Here is a 16,797-nt window from a genome sequence, read left to right as displayed (position 1 = left end):
TGATGAGCACCCTCGCGCAAATGGATGCAGCCAAAGAGAGCTTGACTGTCACCCCCAATGCAAAGCGTGTTGACAAAGCGCAATCACCACGAATTCGTTTGTTGAGGAATTCTGATGAGTGGGTAAGTATTGATCGCTTGTCCTTGGGGGTGTGACTGACCCACACTGCGGCGGAATCAAACCAAAGGAGATCGCCCATGGGACAACTTGTCTATGCAGCCAAAGTCACGCACATTCCCCGCCTCATCATGTCGGAGCAGCCAGGGCCGCTGCACGGCTGCCGCCGTGATGCCACGGATGGATTGCTGGAGGTGGGCCGGCAAATCACCGAAGCCGGGGCAGACACTGTCGTGATTCTGGATACGCACTGGCTGAGCAATGCCGCGTACCACATCAACGGAGCAGCGCAATTTGACGGCGTCTTCACGAGCAGCGAGTTTCCGACGCAATTGAGCGAACTGCCCTATTACTACCAGGGCAACCCCGCGCTTGCATTTGCCATGGCCCAGCGTGCCAGCGCGGCGGGCGTCAAGACGATTGCACACCAAAAATCCCACCTCGGTCTGGAGTACGGCACGCTGGTGCCGCTGCACTTCATGCAGCTCGACAAAGGCATCCGCGTCATCTCAGTATCGGGCTGGTGCGCATTCGCGACGATTGACGAGAGCCGCCGGGTGGGTGCCGCTTTTCGCCAAGCCATTGAAGCATCGGACAGCCGCGTTGCGCTCATCGCCAGCGGCTCGCTCTCCCATCGGATTCACGACAACCAAGACGTTCTGGAACGGCCTTACGAGATCAGCGACGAATTCAATCGGCAGTGCGATCTGCGCACCCTTGAGCTGTGGCAGGCTGGCCGATGGGCCGAGTTCACGGCGATGCTCCCAAGCTATGCCAAGGCGTGCACTGGCGAGGGATGGATGCACGACACGGCGATGCTTCTGGGCGCCCTGGGCTGGGCCAACTACAAGGCGCACGCCGACCTGGTCATCCCATATTTTGTAGCTTCAGGGACCGGACAGGTCATCGCGCAGCTGCCCGTGGAGCCCGTGTCCGCCGAGCTTCATCAGCTTGCCACTGCTGAAGCCACTCCTTGAGAAATTCGGCAAACGCCTCCGCCGCCGGAGGCGCTGCACGCACCGTGGACCGGTAAATGCAAACTTGGCGTATCGCTTCCGGATCTTTGACCCGCCGCATGACCAGGCCCAAGGGCACGGCCATGGCAGAGATATACGCTGGGGCCAACGTCGCCGCAAGCCCCTGGGCCGCGATACCCAGGGCAGTGGAGACGTTGTCCACCACATCCACCGGGAGGACCCGCGAGCCCTCGGGGGCGTTGAGGCGCATTTGCGCAACGCTTCGCTCATGGTCGCGCCCGGCGGAAACGATGTGGGCGTTGCGCAGATCCGCCCACTTGAGGGACTTGCGCTGCGCCAAAGGATGTGCAGGCGAGCACCACAGTACCCAGGGGCTGTCAAAAACCGGGATGGCCTCCACGTGTTCAATGCCGCTGCGATCTGGCCCCACAGCCAAGTCCAGGTCGCCGCTGGCGACACGGTCCAGGAGGTCATCGACTGGGGTGTCCCGAATGCGGATGACAACCTTCGGGCGGTCTTCGGAAAAGGCTTTGATAGCGGCAGGAAGAATGGCCCCCGCGAGCACCAGGGGCGCGCCAATGCGAACAACTCCAGAGGCCCTGTTTCTGACGTCAGAGGCCGCCGATTCGGCCATATGAACATGTCTCAGCACAGACTTGACCGAACCGAGAAAGTCCCTGCCAGCACTCGACAGCTCCACGCGCCTCGTGCTGCGATCAAACACACGGAACCCGATGGTGGACTCCAGCTCCGCAACGAGTTGACTGACCGCTGATGAAGACAAGCCCATCTGTTCGCTCGCAGCCGCAAAGCTGCGCATTTCAGCAACGCTGGAGAAGGCTTCGAACTGCCTGAGGGTGAACCGTGTGAGAGCCATGCGTGAATTTTGCGACTTGTGCCTTGTACCCGGCCAGATCAATTAGCCACTTTTACTTATTAATTCACCATTATTTGTCGATTGTCAATCGCAATTCACAGCCAGATACTCCGGGCCTGCCATCAGCACCGACCAGGCCCATACCGTGAATCTCAGCCCCGCATTGCATGCCTCGCTGGCACGCCAGCTGCACGAATCGCAGCGCACACGCACCCAGCTTGAACACTTTTCTCGTCTTCATCCCACCATGGATATCGAAGACAGCTATGCCATCCAGAGCGCGTGGATGGAACTGTGCCAACAGGATGGCCGCAAGGTCATTGGCCACAAGATTGGTTTGACCTCCCGCGCCATGCAGATCTCATCGCAGATCACGGAGCCTGACTACGGGACGCTGCTCGACGACATGCTGATCCCTGACGGATCGGAGATCAGGACCGACCGCTTCATCCTGCCGCGCCTGGAGGTGGAGTTCGCATTCATCCTGGCCAAACCCCTCCAGGGGCCAGGCATCACCCTGTTCGATGTGCTCAATGCGACCGACTATGTCGTCCCCGCGCTGGAACTTATCGACGCGCGCATCGAGCAGTTCGACAGGAGCACGCGCGCGCCGCGCAAGGTGCTGGACACGATTGCAGACAACGCGGCCAATGGCGCCATCATTCTGGGAGGCCGCCCCATGCGCCCGAACGAGGTGGATTGGCGCTGGGCCGGGGCCCTGTTGTTCAAGAACGGGGTGATCGAAGAGTCGGGCCTTGGGGCTGCCGTGCTCAACCATCCCGGCAACGGTGTCGCATGGCTGGCCAACCGGCTTGCGCCCTACGGGCAGTCGCTCGCGGCCGGTGAAATCGTTCTGGGTGGCTCCTTCACGCGACCTGTGGCGTGTGCCGTTGGCGATGTGTTCCACGCGGACTACGGTTCACTGGGCTCGATCTCTGCGAGGTTTGTATGACCCAGGCGCCTCGCAATACATTCAAGGACGCGCTCAAAGCCGGGAGCCAGCTAGCAGGCCTGTGGCTGGGACTGGCGGATCCGTACGCGACGGAGGTGTGTGCAGGGCTCGGATACGACTGGCTGCTGATCGACGGAGAGCATGGTCCGAACGACCTGCGTTCCATGCTGGGCGCACTTCAGGCAGCAGCGCCCTACGATACGGAAGCGGTCGTGCGCATACCGCACGGCGATGCCGCGCTTATCAAACAAGTGCTGGAGATCGGCGCGCGGACTTTGCTGGTCCCTATGGTGGAGACAGCGGCAGCCGCCAGCGCGCTGGCCTCCGCCATGCGCTATCCGCCGCAAGGCATTCGTGGCGTGGGCAGCGGCCTGGCCCGGTCCTCCCGTTGGAGTCGGTATCCCAACTATCTGCACGAGGCCAACGACCGGGTCTGCCTGCTGGTTCAGGTCGAGACGGCGGACGCGCTTGCACAGCTGGACGCCATTGCGCAGGTCGAAGGGGTGGACGGAGTATTCATCGGCCCTGCCGATCTTTCCGCGTCCATGGGCTATCTGGGGCAACCATCCCACCCCGAGGTCAAGGCCGCCATCGAGAAGGCAATCCAGACCATCCGCTCGCACGGCAAGGCGGCCGGCATTCTGTGCACCGACGAAGCCTTGGCACGCCACTACACCTCGGTGGGTGCGCAGTTTGTCGCCATCGGGGTCGACACGACGTTGCTTTCGCAGGCGGCCAGGGCCTTGCTGCAACGCTATCGCAATGACGTTGCCTCCCCCAGCCCCGAGGTGCGCAATGGCTACTGAGTTGCACACGTCGCTGCGTACCGCATTTGCCGGACGCCTCTTTACAGAAGCTGAAGAGATGGCGCCGTTCCTCACGGACTGGCGTGGCAAGTGGACGGGGACTGCGTTGGCCGTGGTGCAGCCCGATAGGCCCCAGGACGTAGCGCATGTCATGCGGTGGTGCCATGAGCGACGCATTCCGGTTGTACCCCAAGGCGGCAACACCGGATTGTCCGGAGGGGCCACGCCCGACGCATCGGGCCGCTCCGTTGTTCTTTCGTTGTCCCGGCTCCAGAGCGTCCGCTCGGTGGATCTCCAGAACAACACCATCACCGTCGATGCGGGCGTCACGCTGCTGGCCCTGCAGGAGGCCGTGCAGGCACAAGGCCGGTTGTTCCCGCTGAGCCTGGCCGCCGAGGGCAGCTGCACCATCGGCGGCAACCTGGCGAGCAACGCCGGAGGCGTGCAGGTGCTCCGCTACGGCAACGCACGAGAGCTTTGCCTGGGGCTGGAAGTGGTGACGGCGGAGGGTGAGCTATGGGACGGCCTGCGGGGTCTGCGCAAGGACAACACCGGCTACGACCTGCGCGACCTGTACATAGGTAGCGAAGGCACGCTCGGCATCATCACCGGTGCGACCCTGAAGCTCTTCCCTCAACCCAGGTCCCAGGTCGTCGCATGCGTGGCGGTGCCTGCACCCGCCCAAGCGGTCAACTTACTGACCTTCGCACAGGCGCGCCTTGGGGCGGCGCTCACCGCCTTCGAGCTGATGAGCGACACCTGCTTGCAGCTGGTCGAGAAACATGTTCCGGGAAGCCGCATTCCGTTCGGAGAGCGCAGCCCGTGGTACGTGCTGATGGAGCTGTCTGGGGAACTGGATGACGCGCAGGCCACGTCCAGCATGGAGTCGCTGCTGGAGGCTGCATTTGGGCAGTCGTTGATTACCGACGCAGCGCTGTCTTCCAGCCTGTCGCAGCTGCAGGCCTTGTGGGCGCTGCGTGAAAACATCTCCGAGGCACAAGGTGCCGAAGGCAAGACCATCAAGCACGATATTTCGCTGCCTGCGTCGCGCATTGCCGAGTTCATCGAATCCACAGATGCGGACATCCTGGAGCAGTCTGGTTGGGTCCGCCTTGTGGTCTTTGGCCATTTGGGCGACGGCAACCTGCACTACAACCTGTCGCCTGCCGAGGGCGCTTCCCCCGCCAAATTTCTGGCACTGGAGCCAGCGATGAATCGCTTGGTTCACGACGCGGTGAACGCCCGTGGCGGCTCCATCTCTGCAGAGCACGGGCTCGGCGTGCTCCGGCGCGACGAGTCGGCTCGCTACAAGTCGCCCGTGGAGCTCGACCTGATGCGCCGCATCAAGGCTGCACTCGATCCGCATGGCTTGCTCAACCCCGGCAAGTTGCTGCCCTGATCCATCGTTTTCTTCTGTTTCCAATCTGGATGGGAATCCCAATGAATAGCGCACCCCTGGTCGTGGCCGGCGTCCCCGTGTCACCAGACCACTACATCGACGGCCAAAGAGTAGGTTCCACCGAAACCTTTGAGCTGCATTGCCCCATTGACCAACACCTGCTGGGCCATGTGTCGGAAGGACTTGCAGAGCATGTAGACCAGGCAATCCAGGCGGCGCAACGCGCATTTCCGGCCTGGGCCGCTTTGGGGGCCGAGGGCCGCAAGCCCTATCTTGACCGGTTCGCCGAAGAGATCGGCAAGCGCGCAGAAGCCTTGTGCCAGCTGGAAAGCAATGATGCGGGGGTGCTCCTTTCGCGCATGCGCCACGGCGTGGTCCCACGTGCCATGCTCAACATCAAATGGTTTGCAGAACACGCGCTGGGGCTGCAGGACCGCACGCTGGAAACGGAGCAAGCCACCCACCTGGTTCGGCATGACCCTGCAGGGGTGGTCGCCATCATCACGCCGTGGAATGCACCGCTCATGCTCTCCACGTGGAAGTTGGGCCCGGCACTGGCATCGGGCAATACCTGTGTGCTCAAGCCACCAGAGTGGGCGCCCCTGACCTGTTCGCTGCTGGCCGACGCCGCCCACGCTGCGGGCTTGCCGCCCGGTGTGTTCAACGTCGTGCAAGGCAGCGGCGCAAAGACTGGCGCAAAGCTGGTCAGCGACCCGCGCCTTGCCCGGATCTCATTCACGGGCTCAGTCCCCACCGCGAAGTGGATCGCCGGGGCCGCAGGTGCCAACCTGGTGCCCTGCAGCCTGGAGCTGGGCGGCAAGAGCGCCTTCATCGTGCTGGAAGACGCTGACATCGACAGCGCTGCAGCCACCGGGGCGCTCATGTACCGAAACGCTGGCCAAGTGTGTCTGGCGGGCACCCGCTTCCTGGTGCACGAGAAGATTGCCGACCGCTACATCGAAGCTCTGCGCGGCTACGTGGAGAAGCTCAACATTGGCGACCCGCGCGACGAAGCGACAGAAGTGGGGCCACTGATCCATCCTCGGCAGCTGGAACGTGTCGGCACGTTTGTGGACCGTGCGGTGGCCGGTGGCGCACGCGTTCTGTGGGGAGGCGATCGCCATCCATTCGGCGCGCAGTATTACCAGCCCACCATGCTGACCAACCTGCGCCAGGATGACGAGATCGTACAGAACGAGGTGTTCGGCCCGGTACTCACGCTGCAGACCTTCGGCTCGGATGAAGAAGCCGTCGAGATGGCGAACGGCACCGACTACGGCCTTGGGGGCGTGTGCTACGGCGAGCAGGGGCACGCCGTGGCTGTGGCCGAAAAGATCCGCACGGGGTTCATCTGGGTGAACAGCTTTGGCATCCGCGATCTCGCGGCACCGTTTGGCGGCATCAAGCGCTCAGGGGTCGGCCGGGAAGGCGGGGAGTGGAGCTTCGAGTTCTTCTGCGATGTCAAGGACGTGGTCGTTCCCAAAAAGCCTTTCAAGGCCAGCTTCAGCCACCGTTGAGTGTCGGTCGGCATTGACACATCAGAAGGAGACAACAATGAACAGCGAGAACACATCCCGGCGCCAGCTTCTCATGGGTTGCGCGGCGCTGGGCCTGGGCAGCATGGCGCTCAGCGGATGCGCGTCATCGACGGCCTCGGCGATTGCCAATGCCGCGGGCGATACCCCCATCGCGACCGTGGCGCAGGGGAAACTAGCTGGCCGGAGGCAAGGGCAAGTGCTGTCTTTCCAGCGCATCCCTTACGCAGCCAATCCGTACCTGGAGGCCAACCGGTTCAAGGCACCCCAACCTGTGTCCGTATGGGCGGGCGTTCGCGATGCGTCGAGTGCAGGCCCCATGCCTCCCCAGCCTTCTCGTGGAGCCGATGGAGGCATGTCGGGCGCTGCGGACGATTTGACGCTGAACATCTGGGGCCCCGCCGACGCCCGGGGCGCGCCGGTCCTGGTCTGGTTGCCTGGTGGCGCCTTCTATCGCGTCGATGCTGGCGAGTCGTGGTACGACGGCAGCGCCTATGCCCGCGAAGGGGTGGTGGTGGTGACAGTGAACTACCGCGTAGGCATCGACGGATTCATGTGGGTCGAAGGCATGCCACCTAACCGGGGCTTCCTGGACCAGGTGGCGGCCCTCCAATGGGTGCGCCAGAACATCGCGGCCTTCGGGGGGGATGCAGCTAACGTTACCCTGGCCGGGCAGTCTGCCGGAGCCCAGAGCGTGATGGCCCTGATGGGCATGCCAGCGGCCCAAGGGCTGTTCCACAAGGCCATTGCGCAGAGCCCACCACAGAACCACTTGACCCCTGAGCAAGCCCGCCGCATTGCGGTGGCGACCGCTGCAACGCTGGGTGTAGAGGCCACCGCCAAGGCGCTGGCCGGTGTACCACTGCCAGCGCTCGTCGCGGGTACCGAGCGCATGGTGGCCGACTTGCGTGACCGGGCCAAGTGGGGCGGTATCGGTGGTCAGCCCCCATACCTGCCTGTGGTGGACGGTACCGTGCTCACGGACCCTCCGCTGGCCTCGCTGACCCGGCATGCACGCAAAACATTGCCGCTGCTGATCGGCAGCACCGACGACGAAGCCCGCTTGTACCTGGTGCCCGGCGGCGCCATCGATCGCATCTCTGCACCGTCGTTCGCGGGTGCACTGGGAGGGGCAGGCTTGGCGTCCAACGCGCCGAATGTCTACGCGCAGGTGCGCCCCAACGCATCGCCCGGCGACTTGCTGGCGGCGCTGGAGTCCGACAGCACGTTCCGCATGCCAGCGCAGCGCTACGCGGAAAACCGGGTGGCAGCGGGTGCTCCGACCTGGAACTACCAGTTTGCCTGGCAATCGCCAGGTTTTGGCGGTCGACTGGGTGCGGCCCATGTGGTTGATGTGCCTTACGTCTTCAACACCCTGGCCAGCACACAGGCCAGCCCTTTCCTGGGCGGCCCGGGCTACCAGCCTTTGGCAGACACCATGTTTGGGCACTGGCTGCGATTCGTCAAAACCGGCGACCCCGGATGGGCGCGGTACGACCTCGCCACCCGCCCAACCATGCGCTTTGACACCCGCTCGGCGGTGGTGGCCGATCCCTTGGCGGACCGGCGGCAACTGTGGGCCGGCAAGAAATTCAACTGATCTGCTGCCTGGATGGCAGCTTCTAGGAGACTCCCGATGGGAAAAATAGTTGGCGCCGCCATGGTGTCGCACCACCCTGGCCTGATGCAGTGCGAAGAGTTTCGCGTGCTGCAAGGTGCAGGGGCAGACTCTGACCTGATCTCGGGATATGCCCGACTTCGGGAGCGGATCAAGGCCGTGAAACCCGATGCCGTACTGATCTTTGATTCGCACTGGTTCACTACCGGCTACCACTTGGTAGACGGTGGCGAGAAGTTCGAAGGCAGCTACATCTCGGACGAAATGCCCTGGTATCTGCATGGAGTTCCCTACAACTACCTGGGTTGCCCCGACCTCGCCTTGCAGGTGGAAGCTGTTTCGCGGGAGCGGAAAGGTTACGTGCGCAACATTCGCCATCCCGAACTGGGAAAGCAGTACGCAACGATCAACCTGGTCAAGCACCTGCAACTGGAACTGAGCAAGACCCCGGTACTGACCGTCAGCTCCTGCCAGAACTGCGAGTGGCCTCAGTTCCTCCAATCGGGCGAAGACATCGGCGAAGCCATTCACCGAAGTGATCTCAATGTGGTTCTGCTCGCCTCGGGGGCACTGAGCCACAAGTTCAACGGGCTTGATTGGCGCCCGAACCATCCGCGCATCTTCCACGAAAGCAATGTGTCTCGTCCGGAGAACATTGCCAGCGACAAGGCAGCCATTGAATTCATGCGCCAGGGGCGCCACGACGAGATCCTGGCGCGCTGGGACGACGACTACCGCCGCAAACCGTGGGAAGCGTTTGGAGCGCACTACTTGCAGATGCTCGGAGCCATGGGCGGTGCGACGTGCCGCGCCAAAGGTGAGCCGCTGTCAGCCTACGAAAACGCACGTGGCACCGGAAACATCCACGTCTGGTTCGATGTCTCCGAGACAGCCAGCCAGGGCAACACCGGCGCAGCAGGCCAGCCTGCTGCCGCCTGATGCGTCGCGCCCCTTCAACACCTCCAACAGATTGAGCACCATGAATTTCGAGTTTCCCATCTCTGAGCTGCCCGCTGTCATGCGCGGACCGCGGATTGAGCGCCGTCGCGCTTTGGTGGGCGGCAGCTCATTCTGGGGAACCCTGATCGAGGGTGGCCCTGACGCTGGCCGCTTGCAGCTGGACGACGGCCGGGTGCTGGACGCCCAGGCGCTGACCTACCTGCCGCCCGTCAACCCCAGCAAGATCATTGCCGTGCATATCTCGTACAGCTCGCGCAGCTACGAGACACGCCAGAAAAACAAGCCGACAGAGTCGCCGACGTACTTCACCAAACCACCCACATCGCTGAACGGGCATGGCGGGCAAATCCTCAAACCCGCCGATTGCCAGTACCTGAACTACGAAGGCGAATACGCCGTGGTGATTGGCAAGACCTGCCGCAATGTCACGCCCGACGAGGCATGGGACTACATCGAAGGTTTCTGCCCCGCACTCGATATGGGTTTGCAGAACTTTCGAGATACCGACCAAGGCTCGATGCTGCGCGTGAAGGGTGCGGACACGCTGCTGCCCATCGGCCCCGGACTGGTGCGTGGGGTCAATCTGTTTGAGCAGACCCTGCGGACCTATGTGAACGGCCTGGTCGTGCAGGAGGCCCACATCGGCGACGAAACCATCTGGGGCCCCCACTACGTGATCGCCGATCTGGCGCGCCACATCACGCTGGTGGCCGGCGACGTGATCCTGATGGGAACGCCCTGCCACTCGCGATCCGTAGACCCTGGCGACTTCGTCGAGTGCGAGATCACCGGTCTGGGCCGCGTGGCCGGAGCGGTAGTGGAAATTGCGGCTCCGCGCGCCAGCGCTCAGGGCGTGGGGCATCAACCCACCGATACGGCAGAGGTCCGTCGCGTGGCGCTGGGATTCGACGAGCGCGTACCAGACCGCTTCAAGCAGAACCTCGCCGACGCCAGAAAGAGCAATAAGGGCTGAGTCCTTGCCCCTGAACGACCAACACAAGGAGACATATCCAATGCAAACACGTCGACAACTCATCTCGCAGATGGCATGGAGCCTGGCCGCCACGGCCCTACCTTTCGCGGCCCGCGCAAACACGCTAGAGAGCGCCAAGATCATTGCCGGTTTTGCCCCCGGCGGAACAATCGATACGGAAGCCCGCCGTGTCGCTGCTCGCCTGACCGGTACGTATGCCAAGGCGGTCATCGTTGACAACCGTCCGGGTGCTGGCGGGCAAATCGCAATCTCCGCACTGAAGGCGTCGCCCCCCGATGGCAGCACCTTGTTAGTGACGCCCATGTCGATGCTCGGCATCTACCCCCATACCTACAAGAAGCTGCCCTACGACCCGCTGGTGGATTTGACGCCAGTCTCGACGGCCGTGCAGGTGGACATGGGTTTTGCCGTGGGCCCTTTGGTTCCCGCCTCCGTCACCACAGTCCCCGAGTTCCTGGCCTGGTGCAATGCCAATCCGACACAGGCAAACTTCGGCTCTCCCGCGCCTGGCTCCGTCCCCCACTTCGTCGGCGTACTGATCGGGCGTGGGGGCAAGGTGGACCTGCGCCACATCGGCTTCCGTGGCACGCAGCCAGCCATCATGGACCTGGTGGGCGGACAGATTGCCGCCGTATCTGCACCCGTGGGCGAGTTCCTACCCCATCTGCCCGGCGGCAAGCTGCGCATCCTTGCGACCAGCGGCGCCACACGCAGCAAGTTCGTCCCGCAAGTTGCGACACTGGCCGAGCAAGGGTACAAGTCGCTGGTCTACGGCGAATGGCACGGCTTCTTCCTTCCCGGCAAGGCCACCGCGGCCGTGGTCAACCAGGCCAACGCCGAAATCCGCAAGGCACTTGGCGCGAAAGAAGTGGTGGACGGACTCGCCGCCATGGGCCTCGAAGTCCGTGCCTCTTCGCCCGAAGAACTCGCGGCAGCCTTGAAGGCCGATCTGGAGCGTTGGGGCCCTATCGTCAAATCCATCGGTTTCACGGCCGATGCTTGAGTCGCCGTTGCGCCTCGCTTCTGATCTCGATGCCCCGAAACTGCAAACGGTTTGCATCGTAGGGGCGGGGTCGATTGGCAGCCTCATCGGGGCATCCATCGCGGCCGCGGGCAATGTGCGGGTGTCGGCACTCGCGCGTGGCGATAACCTGAAGGCCCTGCAGGCCTCCGGTTGGCGCATGGAGCGGGAGGATGGCAGCAGCGTTCAGGCGCCAGCCAACGCGAGCGATCGCGCCGAGGACCTGGGCCCCCAGGACCTGGTCGTCATTGCAGTCAAAGGCCCAGCGCTGGCGGCGGTGGCGGCATCCATCCAGCCGCTCATCGGCCCCCACACGGTGGTGCTGCCCGCCATGAACGGTGTGCCCTGGTGGTTCTGCCAGGGCCTGCCGGGCTTCGAGTCTGGCCTGCCCCGCATTGACCCTCGCGGCGAGATTGCCGCCAGTATCCCTTTTGCCAACGTGCTCGGGGCTGTGGTGCATGCCAGCAGCCTGATGCGAGGGCCGGGCTTGGTCAAACACGTCAAGGGCAAGCACCTCATCATTGGCGAGCCCCAAGGTGCCAGATCGCCACGCGCGCTGGCCGTGGGTGAGCTTTTGCGAACTGCAGGGTTTGAGGTCACGGTGAGTGACGACATCCGGCACGACATCTGGTTCAAGCTCTGGGGCAACCTTACCATGAATCCCTTGTCTGCAGTCACGGGCGCTACCGTGGACCGCATCTTGTCCGATGCGCAAGTGCGGGCGTTCTGCTCTGCCGCCATGAATGAGGTCGCCGCAGTGGGCGCAAAAATCCGCTGCCCCATCGATCAAAGCCCCGAAGACCGGCATCGCATCACCGAAAAGCTAGGTGCCTTCAAGACATCCATGTTGCACGACGCCGAGGCGGGCCGAACGCTGGAGCTCGACGTCATCGTCGGTGCAGTGCGGGACATCGCGCAAAGGGTGCAGGTCCCCACGCCGAATGTGGACGCCTTGTTCGGGATCTGCCGACTATTTGCTCAAACCAAGGGCCTCTATCCGAATGAGTAACTCCATCCACCACAACTTCATTGCGGGCGAATGGCTCGCTGGCGCGGACGCCGCCGCCAACATCAACCCATCCGACACTCGAGATGTCATTGGTCAGTACGCGCGCGCCAGCCAGGCGCAGGCGCGCATGGCCGTGGCCGCTGCGGCGGCGGCGCAACCACGTTGGGCCGCGCAAACCCCTATGCAGAGATCGGAAGCGCTGGACCGTATCGGCAGCGAGCTGCTGACGCGGCAGGGCGAATTGGCCGACCTGTTGGCACGCGAAGAAGGCAAAGCCTTGCCAGACGCTGCGGGCGAAGTGCTGCGCGCCGCGCACATCTTCAAGTTCTTTGCAGGCGAAGCTCTGCGCGTGGGCGGTGAGCTTTTGGGGTCCACCCGCCCCAACATGACTGTGGAGATTTCTCGCGAGCCCATTGGCGTGATCACCATCATCACGCCGTGGAACTTCCCACTGGCGATTCCGGCCTGGAAAATTGCGCCCGCACTGGCTTACGGCAACGCAGTGGTGTTCAAGCCTGCGGAGCTGGTTCCTGGCTGCGCCTGGGCGCTGGCAGACATCCTCTCCCGTGCAGGACTGCCTGCAGGCACCTTCAATCTGGTGATGGGGCGCGGACGGGAACTCGGCGAGGTTCTGCTGGAAGATCCGGGCGTTCAGGCCATCACCTTCACCGGATCGGAATCGACCGGCCGCAAAGTCGCACAGAGCGCGGTGGGCCGACCCGGTGCCATGGCCAAATTCCAGCTGGAGATGGGCGGTAAGAACCCGCTCGTGGTGCTGGACGATGCGGACATCGAGCAAGCCGTGGCGTGCGCCATCAACGGTGCGTTCTACTCCACGGGGCAGCGCTGCACCGCCTCGTCCCGCTTGATCGTGACTGACGCCGTCCATGATCGCTTCGTGGCGGGTATGGTCGACGGGATGAAGAACCTGGTGGTGGGGGACGCCCGCGCTCTAGGAACGATCATTGGTCCCGTCGTTGATCAAAGCCAGCTGGAGCAGGACCTGCGCTACATCAGCCTGGGCACCCAGGAAGGGGCGAAGCTGGCGTTCGGCGGCAACGCCATGGAGCGATGGAACGGGCAGCCCGGCTTCTATCTGCAGCCCGCGCTGTTCACCGAGACGACGCCTGCCATGACCATCAATCGCGAAGAGATCTTCGGGCCGGTCGCTAGCGTCATCCGGGTGAGAGATGCCGACGAGGCGCTGAAGGTGGCGAACGACACACCGTTCGGCTTGTCCGCAGGGGTCGTGACGCAGTCCCTGAAAAGCGCTGCGCGTTTCAAGCGCGAGTTGCAAGCAGGCATGGTCATGGTCAATGCGCCCACTGCTGGGGTGGACCCCCACGTGCCGTTTGGCGGCCGCAAGGGCTCCAGCCACGGCCCCCGAGAGCAAGGGCGCTACGCCGCCGAGTTCTTTACCACGGTCAAGACGGCGTACGTCAACCCCTGACGCTTCGCCTTTGTTTGTGGCAATGCCCACCCTCATGGGCATTGCTGCTTTTTTATTGCTGCTTCACCGAGCAGCGCATTCACCTATTTGTGCCAATCCAACATGCTGAAGATCTTTGTTCCCGTCAAGCGCGTGGTGGACTACAACGTGAAGGTCCGCGTGAAGTCGGACAACACGGGTGTGGACATCGCCAACGTGAAGATGAGCATGAACCCCTTTGACGAAATCGCCGTTGAAGAGGCCGTGCGCCTGAAAGAAAAAGGCCTGGTGACCGAAGTCATCGCAGTCTCCTGCGGCGTGGCCCAGTGCCAGGAAACCCTGCGCACAGCCATGGCGATTGGCGCCGACCGCGCCATCCTGGTCGAGACCGACGTGGAACTGCAGCCCCTGGCTGTGGCCAAGCTGCTGAAGGCCCTGGTGGACAAAGAGCAACCCTCGCTCGTCATCCTGGGCAAACAAGCCATCGACGACGACGCCAACCAGACCGGCCAGATGCTGGCTGCTTTGGCCGACCTGCCCCAGGCCACCTTCGCCAGCAAGGTCGAACTCGCAGCCGACAAAGTCAGCGTGACCCGTGAAGTCGACGGCGGCCTGGAAACCCTGGCCCTCACGCTCCCCGCCGTCATCACCACCGACCTGCGCCTGAACGAGCCCCGCTACGTCACCTTGCCCAACATCATGAAGGCCAAGAAAAAGCAGCTCGATACCGTCAAGCCCGAAGACCTCGGAGTGGACGTGGCTCCGCGCCTGAAGACCCTGAAGGTGACCGAGCCCGCCAAGCGCGGCGCAGGCATCAAGGTGGCCGACGTGGCCGCCCTGGTCGAAAAACTCAAGAACGAAGCGAAAGTCATTTGACCCCCCTGAGTCGCTTCGCGCCTTCCCCCCCAGGGGGACGACACCCTCGGTGCGGGGCGGCCCTTCCTCGGTGTCCCGCGCATCGGCCTCGGTTGATCGACGACCATGGTTGATGCAGGCACCCTCCCAGATTCAAGAGAAAGACGACTCTCATGACAACTCTCGTTATTGCTGAACACGACAACGCGTCCATCAAGGGCGCCACGCTGAACACCGTCACGGCCGCAGTGGCCTGCGGCGGCGACGTGCACGTGCTGGTGGCTGGCCACAACGCCGGCGCAGCCGCACAAGCTGCCTCCAAAATAGCAGGTGTTGCCAAGGTCATCCACGCCGACGCAGCCGGTCTGGAACACGGCCTGGCAGAAAACGTGGCCGCGCAAGTGCTCGCCATCGCATCCAACTACAGCCACATCCTGTTCCCGGCGACTGCCAGCGGCAAGAACGTGGCCCCCCGCGTGGCGGCCAAGCTGGACGTGGCGCAGGTCAGCGACATCACCAAGGTGATTTCTGCCGACACCTTCGAGCGCCCCATCTACGCCGGCAACGCCATTGCCACCGTGCAAAGCGCAGACAGCGTAAAGGTCATCACCGTGCGCGCCACGGGCTTTGACGCCGCAGCCGCCACGGGCGGTTCCGCCGCCGTTGAAACCGCCGCAGCCACCGCAGACGCTGGCAAGAGCAGCTTCATGGGCAGCGAAATCGCCAAGAGCGACCGCCCCGAGCTGACCGCTGCCAAGATCATCGTCTCCGGTGGTCGTGCGCTGGGCAGCAAGGAAAAGTTCGACGAAGTCATGACGCCCCTGGCCGACAAGCTGGGCGCGGCGCTCGGTGCCAGCCGCGCGGCGGTGGACGCAGGCTACGCGCCCAACGACTGGCAAGTGGGGCAGACGGGCAAGATCGTGGCACCGCAGCTGTATGTGGCCGCCGGTATCTCGGGCGCCATCCAGCACTTGGCGGGCATGAAGGACTCCAAAGTGATCGTGGCGATCAACAAGGACCCTGAGGCACCGATCTTCAGCGTGGCCGACTATGGGCTGGAAGCGGATCTGTTCACGGCTGTGCCTGAACTGGTCAAGGCCGTCTGAGCCCCGCAGATCACAGGCACAGCCCATTCAATGGGATCTTGGTGCTATAAAAAATATAGCTTTTAGCGCTTGTTCGACGAGCGCTGAGGCTGCTTTTTATACCTATAAATCAGCAGGAGACAAAACCATGACCACATTCCTTTCCCGTCGCAGGCTGGTCCAGGCCACCGGCGCAGCGCTGGCCAGTGCGGTATTGCCAGCACTGGCCCAAACCAGTTGGCCCAGCCGCCCGATTCGCATCATCGTGCCGTACACGGCGGGCGGGTTTACCGACCAGATGGCGCGTCTGCTGACGGTAGGCCTGCAAAAGCAATTCGGTCAGTCGGTTGTCATCGACAACAAACCCGGCGCGAACAGCATCATCGGCGTGGATGCCGTCGCCAAGTCCACCCCGGACGGTCACACCTTTGGTGTGGTCATTCCGGCCTTTACCGCCAACACCACGCTCTACCCCAAGCTGCCCTACAACCCGCGCAAGGACCTGATGGGCGTGTCGCTGCTGGGTGTTTCTCCGTTGGTGGCGGCGGTGGCGCCCAATGCACCGTTCAAGACGGTGAAGGAGCTCGTGGCCTATGCCAAGGCCAACCCCGGCAAGGTGAGTTTTGCCTCATCAGGCACAGGCTCTGCCGCGCACCTCACCAGCGAGCTGCTCAAGTCACTGACCAAGACCTTCATGGTCCACATTCCCTACCGCGGCGCAGCCCCGGCGTTGACGGACTTGCTCGGCGGCCAGGTGCCCCTGTTCCTCGACCCTCCGCCCAACCTGATCCAGCCCGCCAAGGCAGGCCGCATCACCCTCATCGGCGTGGCCAGCGAAAAGCGCTTGCCCATGTTGCCTGACGTGCCGACCTTCATCGAGCAAGGCGTGCCCGGCATGTTGGGCAGTACCTGGGCCAGCATGATTGCACCCGCAGGGACGCCGCGCGACATCGTCAAGCGCATGTCGGACGCCGTGAACGCCATCATCCAGAGTGATGAAACCAAGGCCAAACTCGACACCATGGGCACCTTTGGTGAAGGCACCACGACCGAGGCGTGCGACGCCTTTTTGGCGGCTGAAACGACCAAGTGGGGCAAGGTGATCCGCGAAGCGGGTGTCACGCTGGACTGAGAAGGCGTGGGCCGGCCTGGCCTAACGGCCA

15 protein-coding genes are annotated in these 16,797 nt (G+C 63.3%); 14 read left to right on the top strand and 1 reads right to left on the bottom strand.

The genetic code is table 11. From position 1 onward, the window contains the following. Positions 1-197: 197 nt before the first annotated feature. Positions 198-1,094, top strand: coding sequence for a 3,4-dihydroxyphenylacetate 2,3-dioxygenase (gene hpaD / locus C8C96_RS23215; protein ID WP_121943783.1), 897 nt, complete (start codon positions 198-200; stop codon positions 1,092-1,094). Here the strand turns inward: hpaD and C8C96_RS23210 are convergent. Then, positions 1,021-1,971 carry a LysR family transcriptional regulator gene (locus C8C96_RS23210; protein ID WP_121943782.1) on the bottom strand — a complete coding sequence of 317 codons (951 nt, stop codon included), beginning with the start codon at positions 1,969-1,971 and terminating at the stop codon, positions 1,021-1,023. The genes hpaD and C8C96_RS23210 overlap by 74 nt on opposite strands. Before the next feature lie 145 nt (positions 1,972-2,116). On the opposite strand from C8C96_RS23210, the gene hpaH reads away from it, so the two are divergent. From hpaH to C8C96_RS23145, 13 genes are all read left to right on the top strand, one after another. Further along, entirely contained in the window at positions 2,117-2,923 is an 807-nt protein-coding gene (hpaH, locus tag C8C96_RS23205; RefSeq protein ID WP_121943781.1) for a 2-oxo-hept-4-ene-1,7-dioate hydratase, read from the top strand. After that, positions 2,920-3,729 (top strand): 4-hydroxy-2-oxoheptanedioate aldolase, encoded by an 810-nt coding sequence (gene hpaI, locus C8C96_RS23200; protein ID WP_121943780.1) that lies wholly within the window; start codon positions 2,920-2,922, stop codon positions 3,727-3,729. Before hpaH ends, hpaI begins: the two co-directional genes overlap by 4 nt. Continuing rightward, positions 3,719-5,128 carry an FAD-binding oxidoreductase gene (locus C8C96_RS23195; RefSeq protein ID WP_121943779.1) on the top strand — a complete coding sequence of 470 codons (1,410 nt, stop codon included), beginning with the start codon at positions 3,719-3,721 and terminating at the stop codon, positions 5,126-5,128. Before hpaI ends, C8C96_RS23195 begins: the two co-directional genes overlap by 11 nt. Before the next feature lie 41 nt (positions 5,129-5,169). Further along, positions 5,170-6,645: an aldehyde dehydrogenase family protein gene (locus C8C96_RS23190; RefSeq protein WP_121943778.1), complete on the top strand. Its 1,476-nt coding sequence runs from the start codon at positions 5,170-5,172 to the stop codon at positions 6,643-6,645. Between the two features lie 37 nt (positions 6,646-6,682). Continuing rightward, positions 6,683-8,263, top strand: a complete 1,581-nt coding sequence (locus C8C96_RS23185; protein ID WP_233584299.1) for a carboxylesterase/lipase family protein — start codon at positions 6,683-6,685, stop codon at positions 8,261-8,263. 36 nt (positions 8,264-8,299) lie between these two features. Next, positions 8,300-9,220 carry an extradiol ring-cleavage dioxygenase gene (locus C8C96_RS23180; protein ID WP_121943777.1) on the top strand — a complete coding sequence of 307 codons (921 nt, stop codon included), beginning with the start codon at positions 8,300-8,302 and terminating at the stop codon, positions 9,218-9,220. Positions 9,221-9,260: 40 nt separating this feature from the next. After that, a complete protein-coding gene (locus C8C96_RS23175; protein WP_121943776.1) occupies positions 9,261-10,214 on the top strand; it encodes a fumarylacetoacetate hydrolase family protein in 954 nt (317 codons plus the stop codon). Positions 10,215-10,254: 40 nt separating this feature from the next. Further along, positions 10,255-11,238, top strand: a complete 984-nt coding sequence (locus C8C96_RS23170; protein WP_121943775.1) for a Bug family tripartite tricarboxylate transporter substrate binding protein — start codon at positions 10,255-10,257, stop codon at positions 11,236-11,238. A gap of 7 nt (positions 11,239-11,245) precedes the next feature. After that, the gene (locus tag C8C96_RS23165; RefSeq protein WP_370107377.1) at positions 11,246-12,265 is read left to right on the top strand and encodes a ketopantoate reductase family protein; all 1,020 of its coding nucleotides are present in this window, start codon (positions 11,246-11,248) and stop codon (positions 12,263-12,265) included. 4 nt (positions 12,266-12,269) lie between these two features. Then, complete coding sequence (locus C8C96_RS23160; RefSeq protein ID WP_233584353.1) at positions 12,270-13,715, top strand: aldehyde dehydrogenase family protein; 1,446 nt, start codon at positions 12,270-12,272, stop codon at positions 13,713-13,715. Between the two features lie 105 nt (positions 13,716-13,820). Beyond that, positions 13,821-14,570 carry an electron transfer flavoprotein subunit beta/FixA family protein gene (locus C8C96_RS23155; RefSeq protein ID WP_121944154.1) on the top strand — a complete coding sequence of 250 codons (750 nt, stop codon included), beginning with the start codon at positions 13,821-13,823 and terminating at the stop codon, positions 14,568-14,570. 152 nt (positions 14,571-14,722) lie between these two features. After that, on the top strand, positions 14,723-15,655 hold the full coding sequence (locus tag C8C96_RS23150; protein ID WP_121943772.1) for an electron transfer flavoprotein subunit alpha/FixB family protein: 933 nt from the start codon (positions 14,723-14,725) through the stop codon (positions 15,653-15,655). Between the two features lie 127 nt (positions 15,656-15,782). Continuing rightward, complete coding sequence (locus tag C8C96_RS23145) at positions 15,783-16,766, top strand: tripartite tricarboxylate transporter substrate binding protein (protein WP_121943771.1); 984 nt, start codon at positions 15,783-15,785, stop codon at positions 16,764-16,766. The last annotated feature ends 31 nt before the right edge of the window (positions 16,767-16,797 follow it).

The organism is Acidovorax sp. 100 (assembly GCF_003688355.1).
Taxonomy (GTDB): domain Bacteria; phylum Pseudomonadota; class Gammaproteobacteria; order Burkholderiales; family Burkholderiaceae_C; genus Acidovorax; species Acidovorax delafieldii.
Note: the sequence above shows the minus strand (reverse complement) of the source record. Positions and strands in the feature narration are given on the sequence as shown.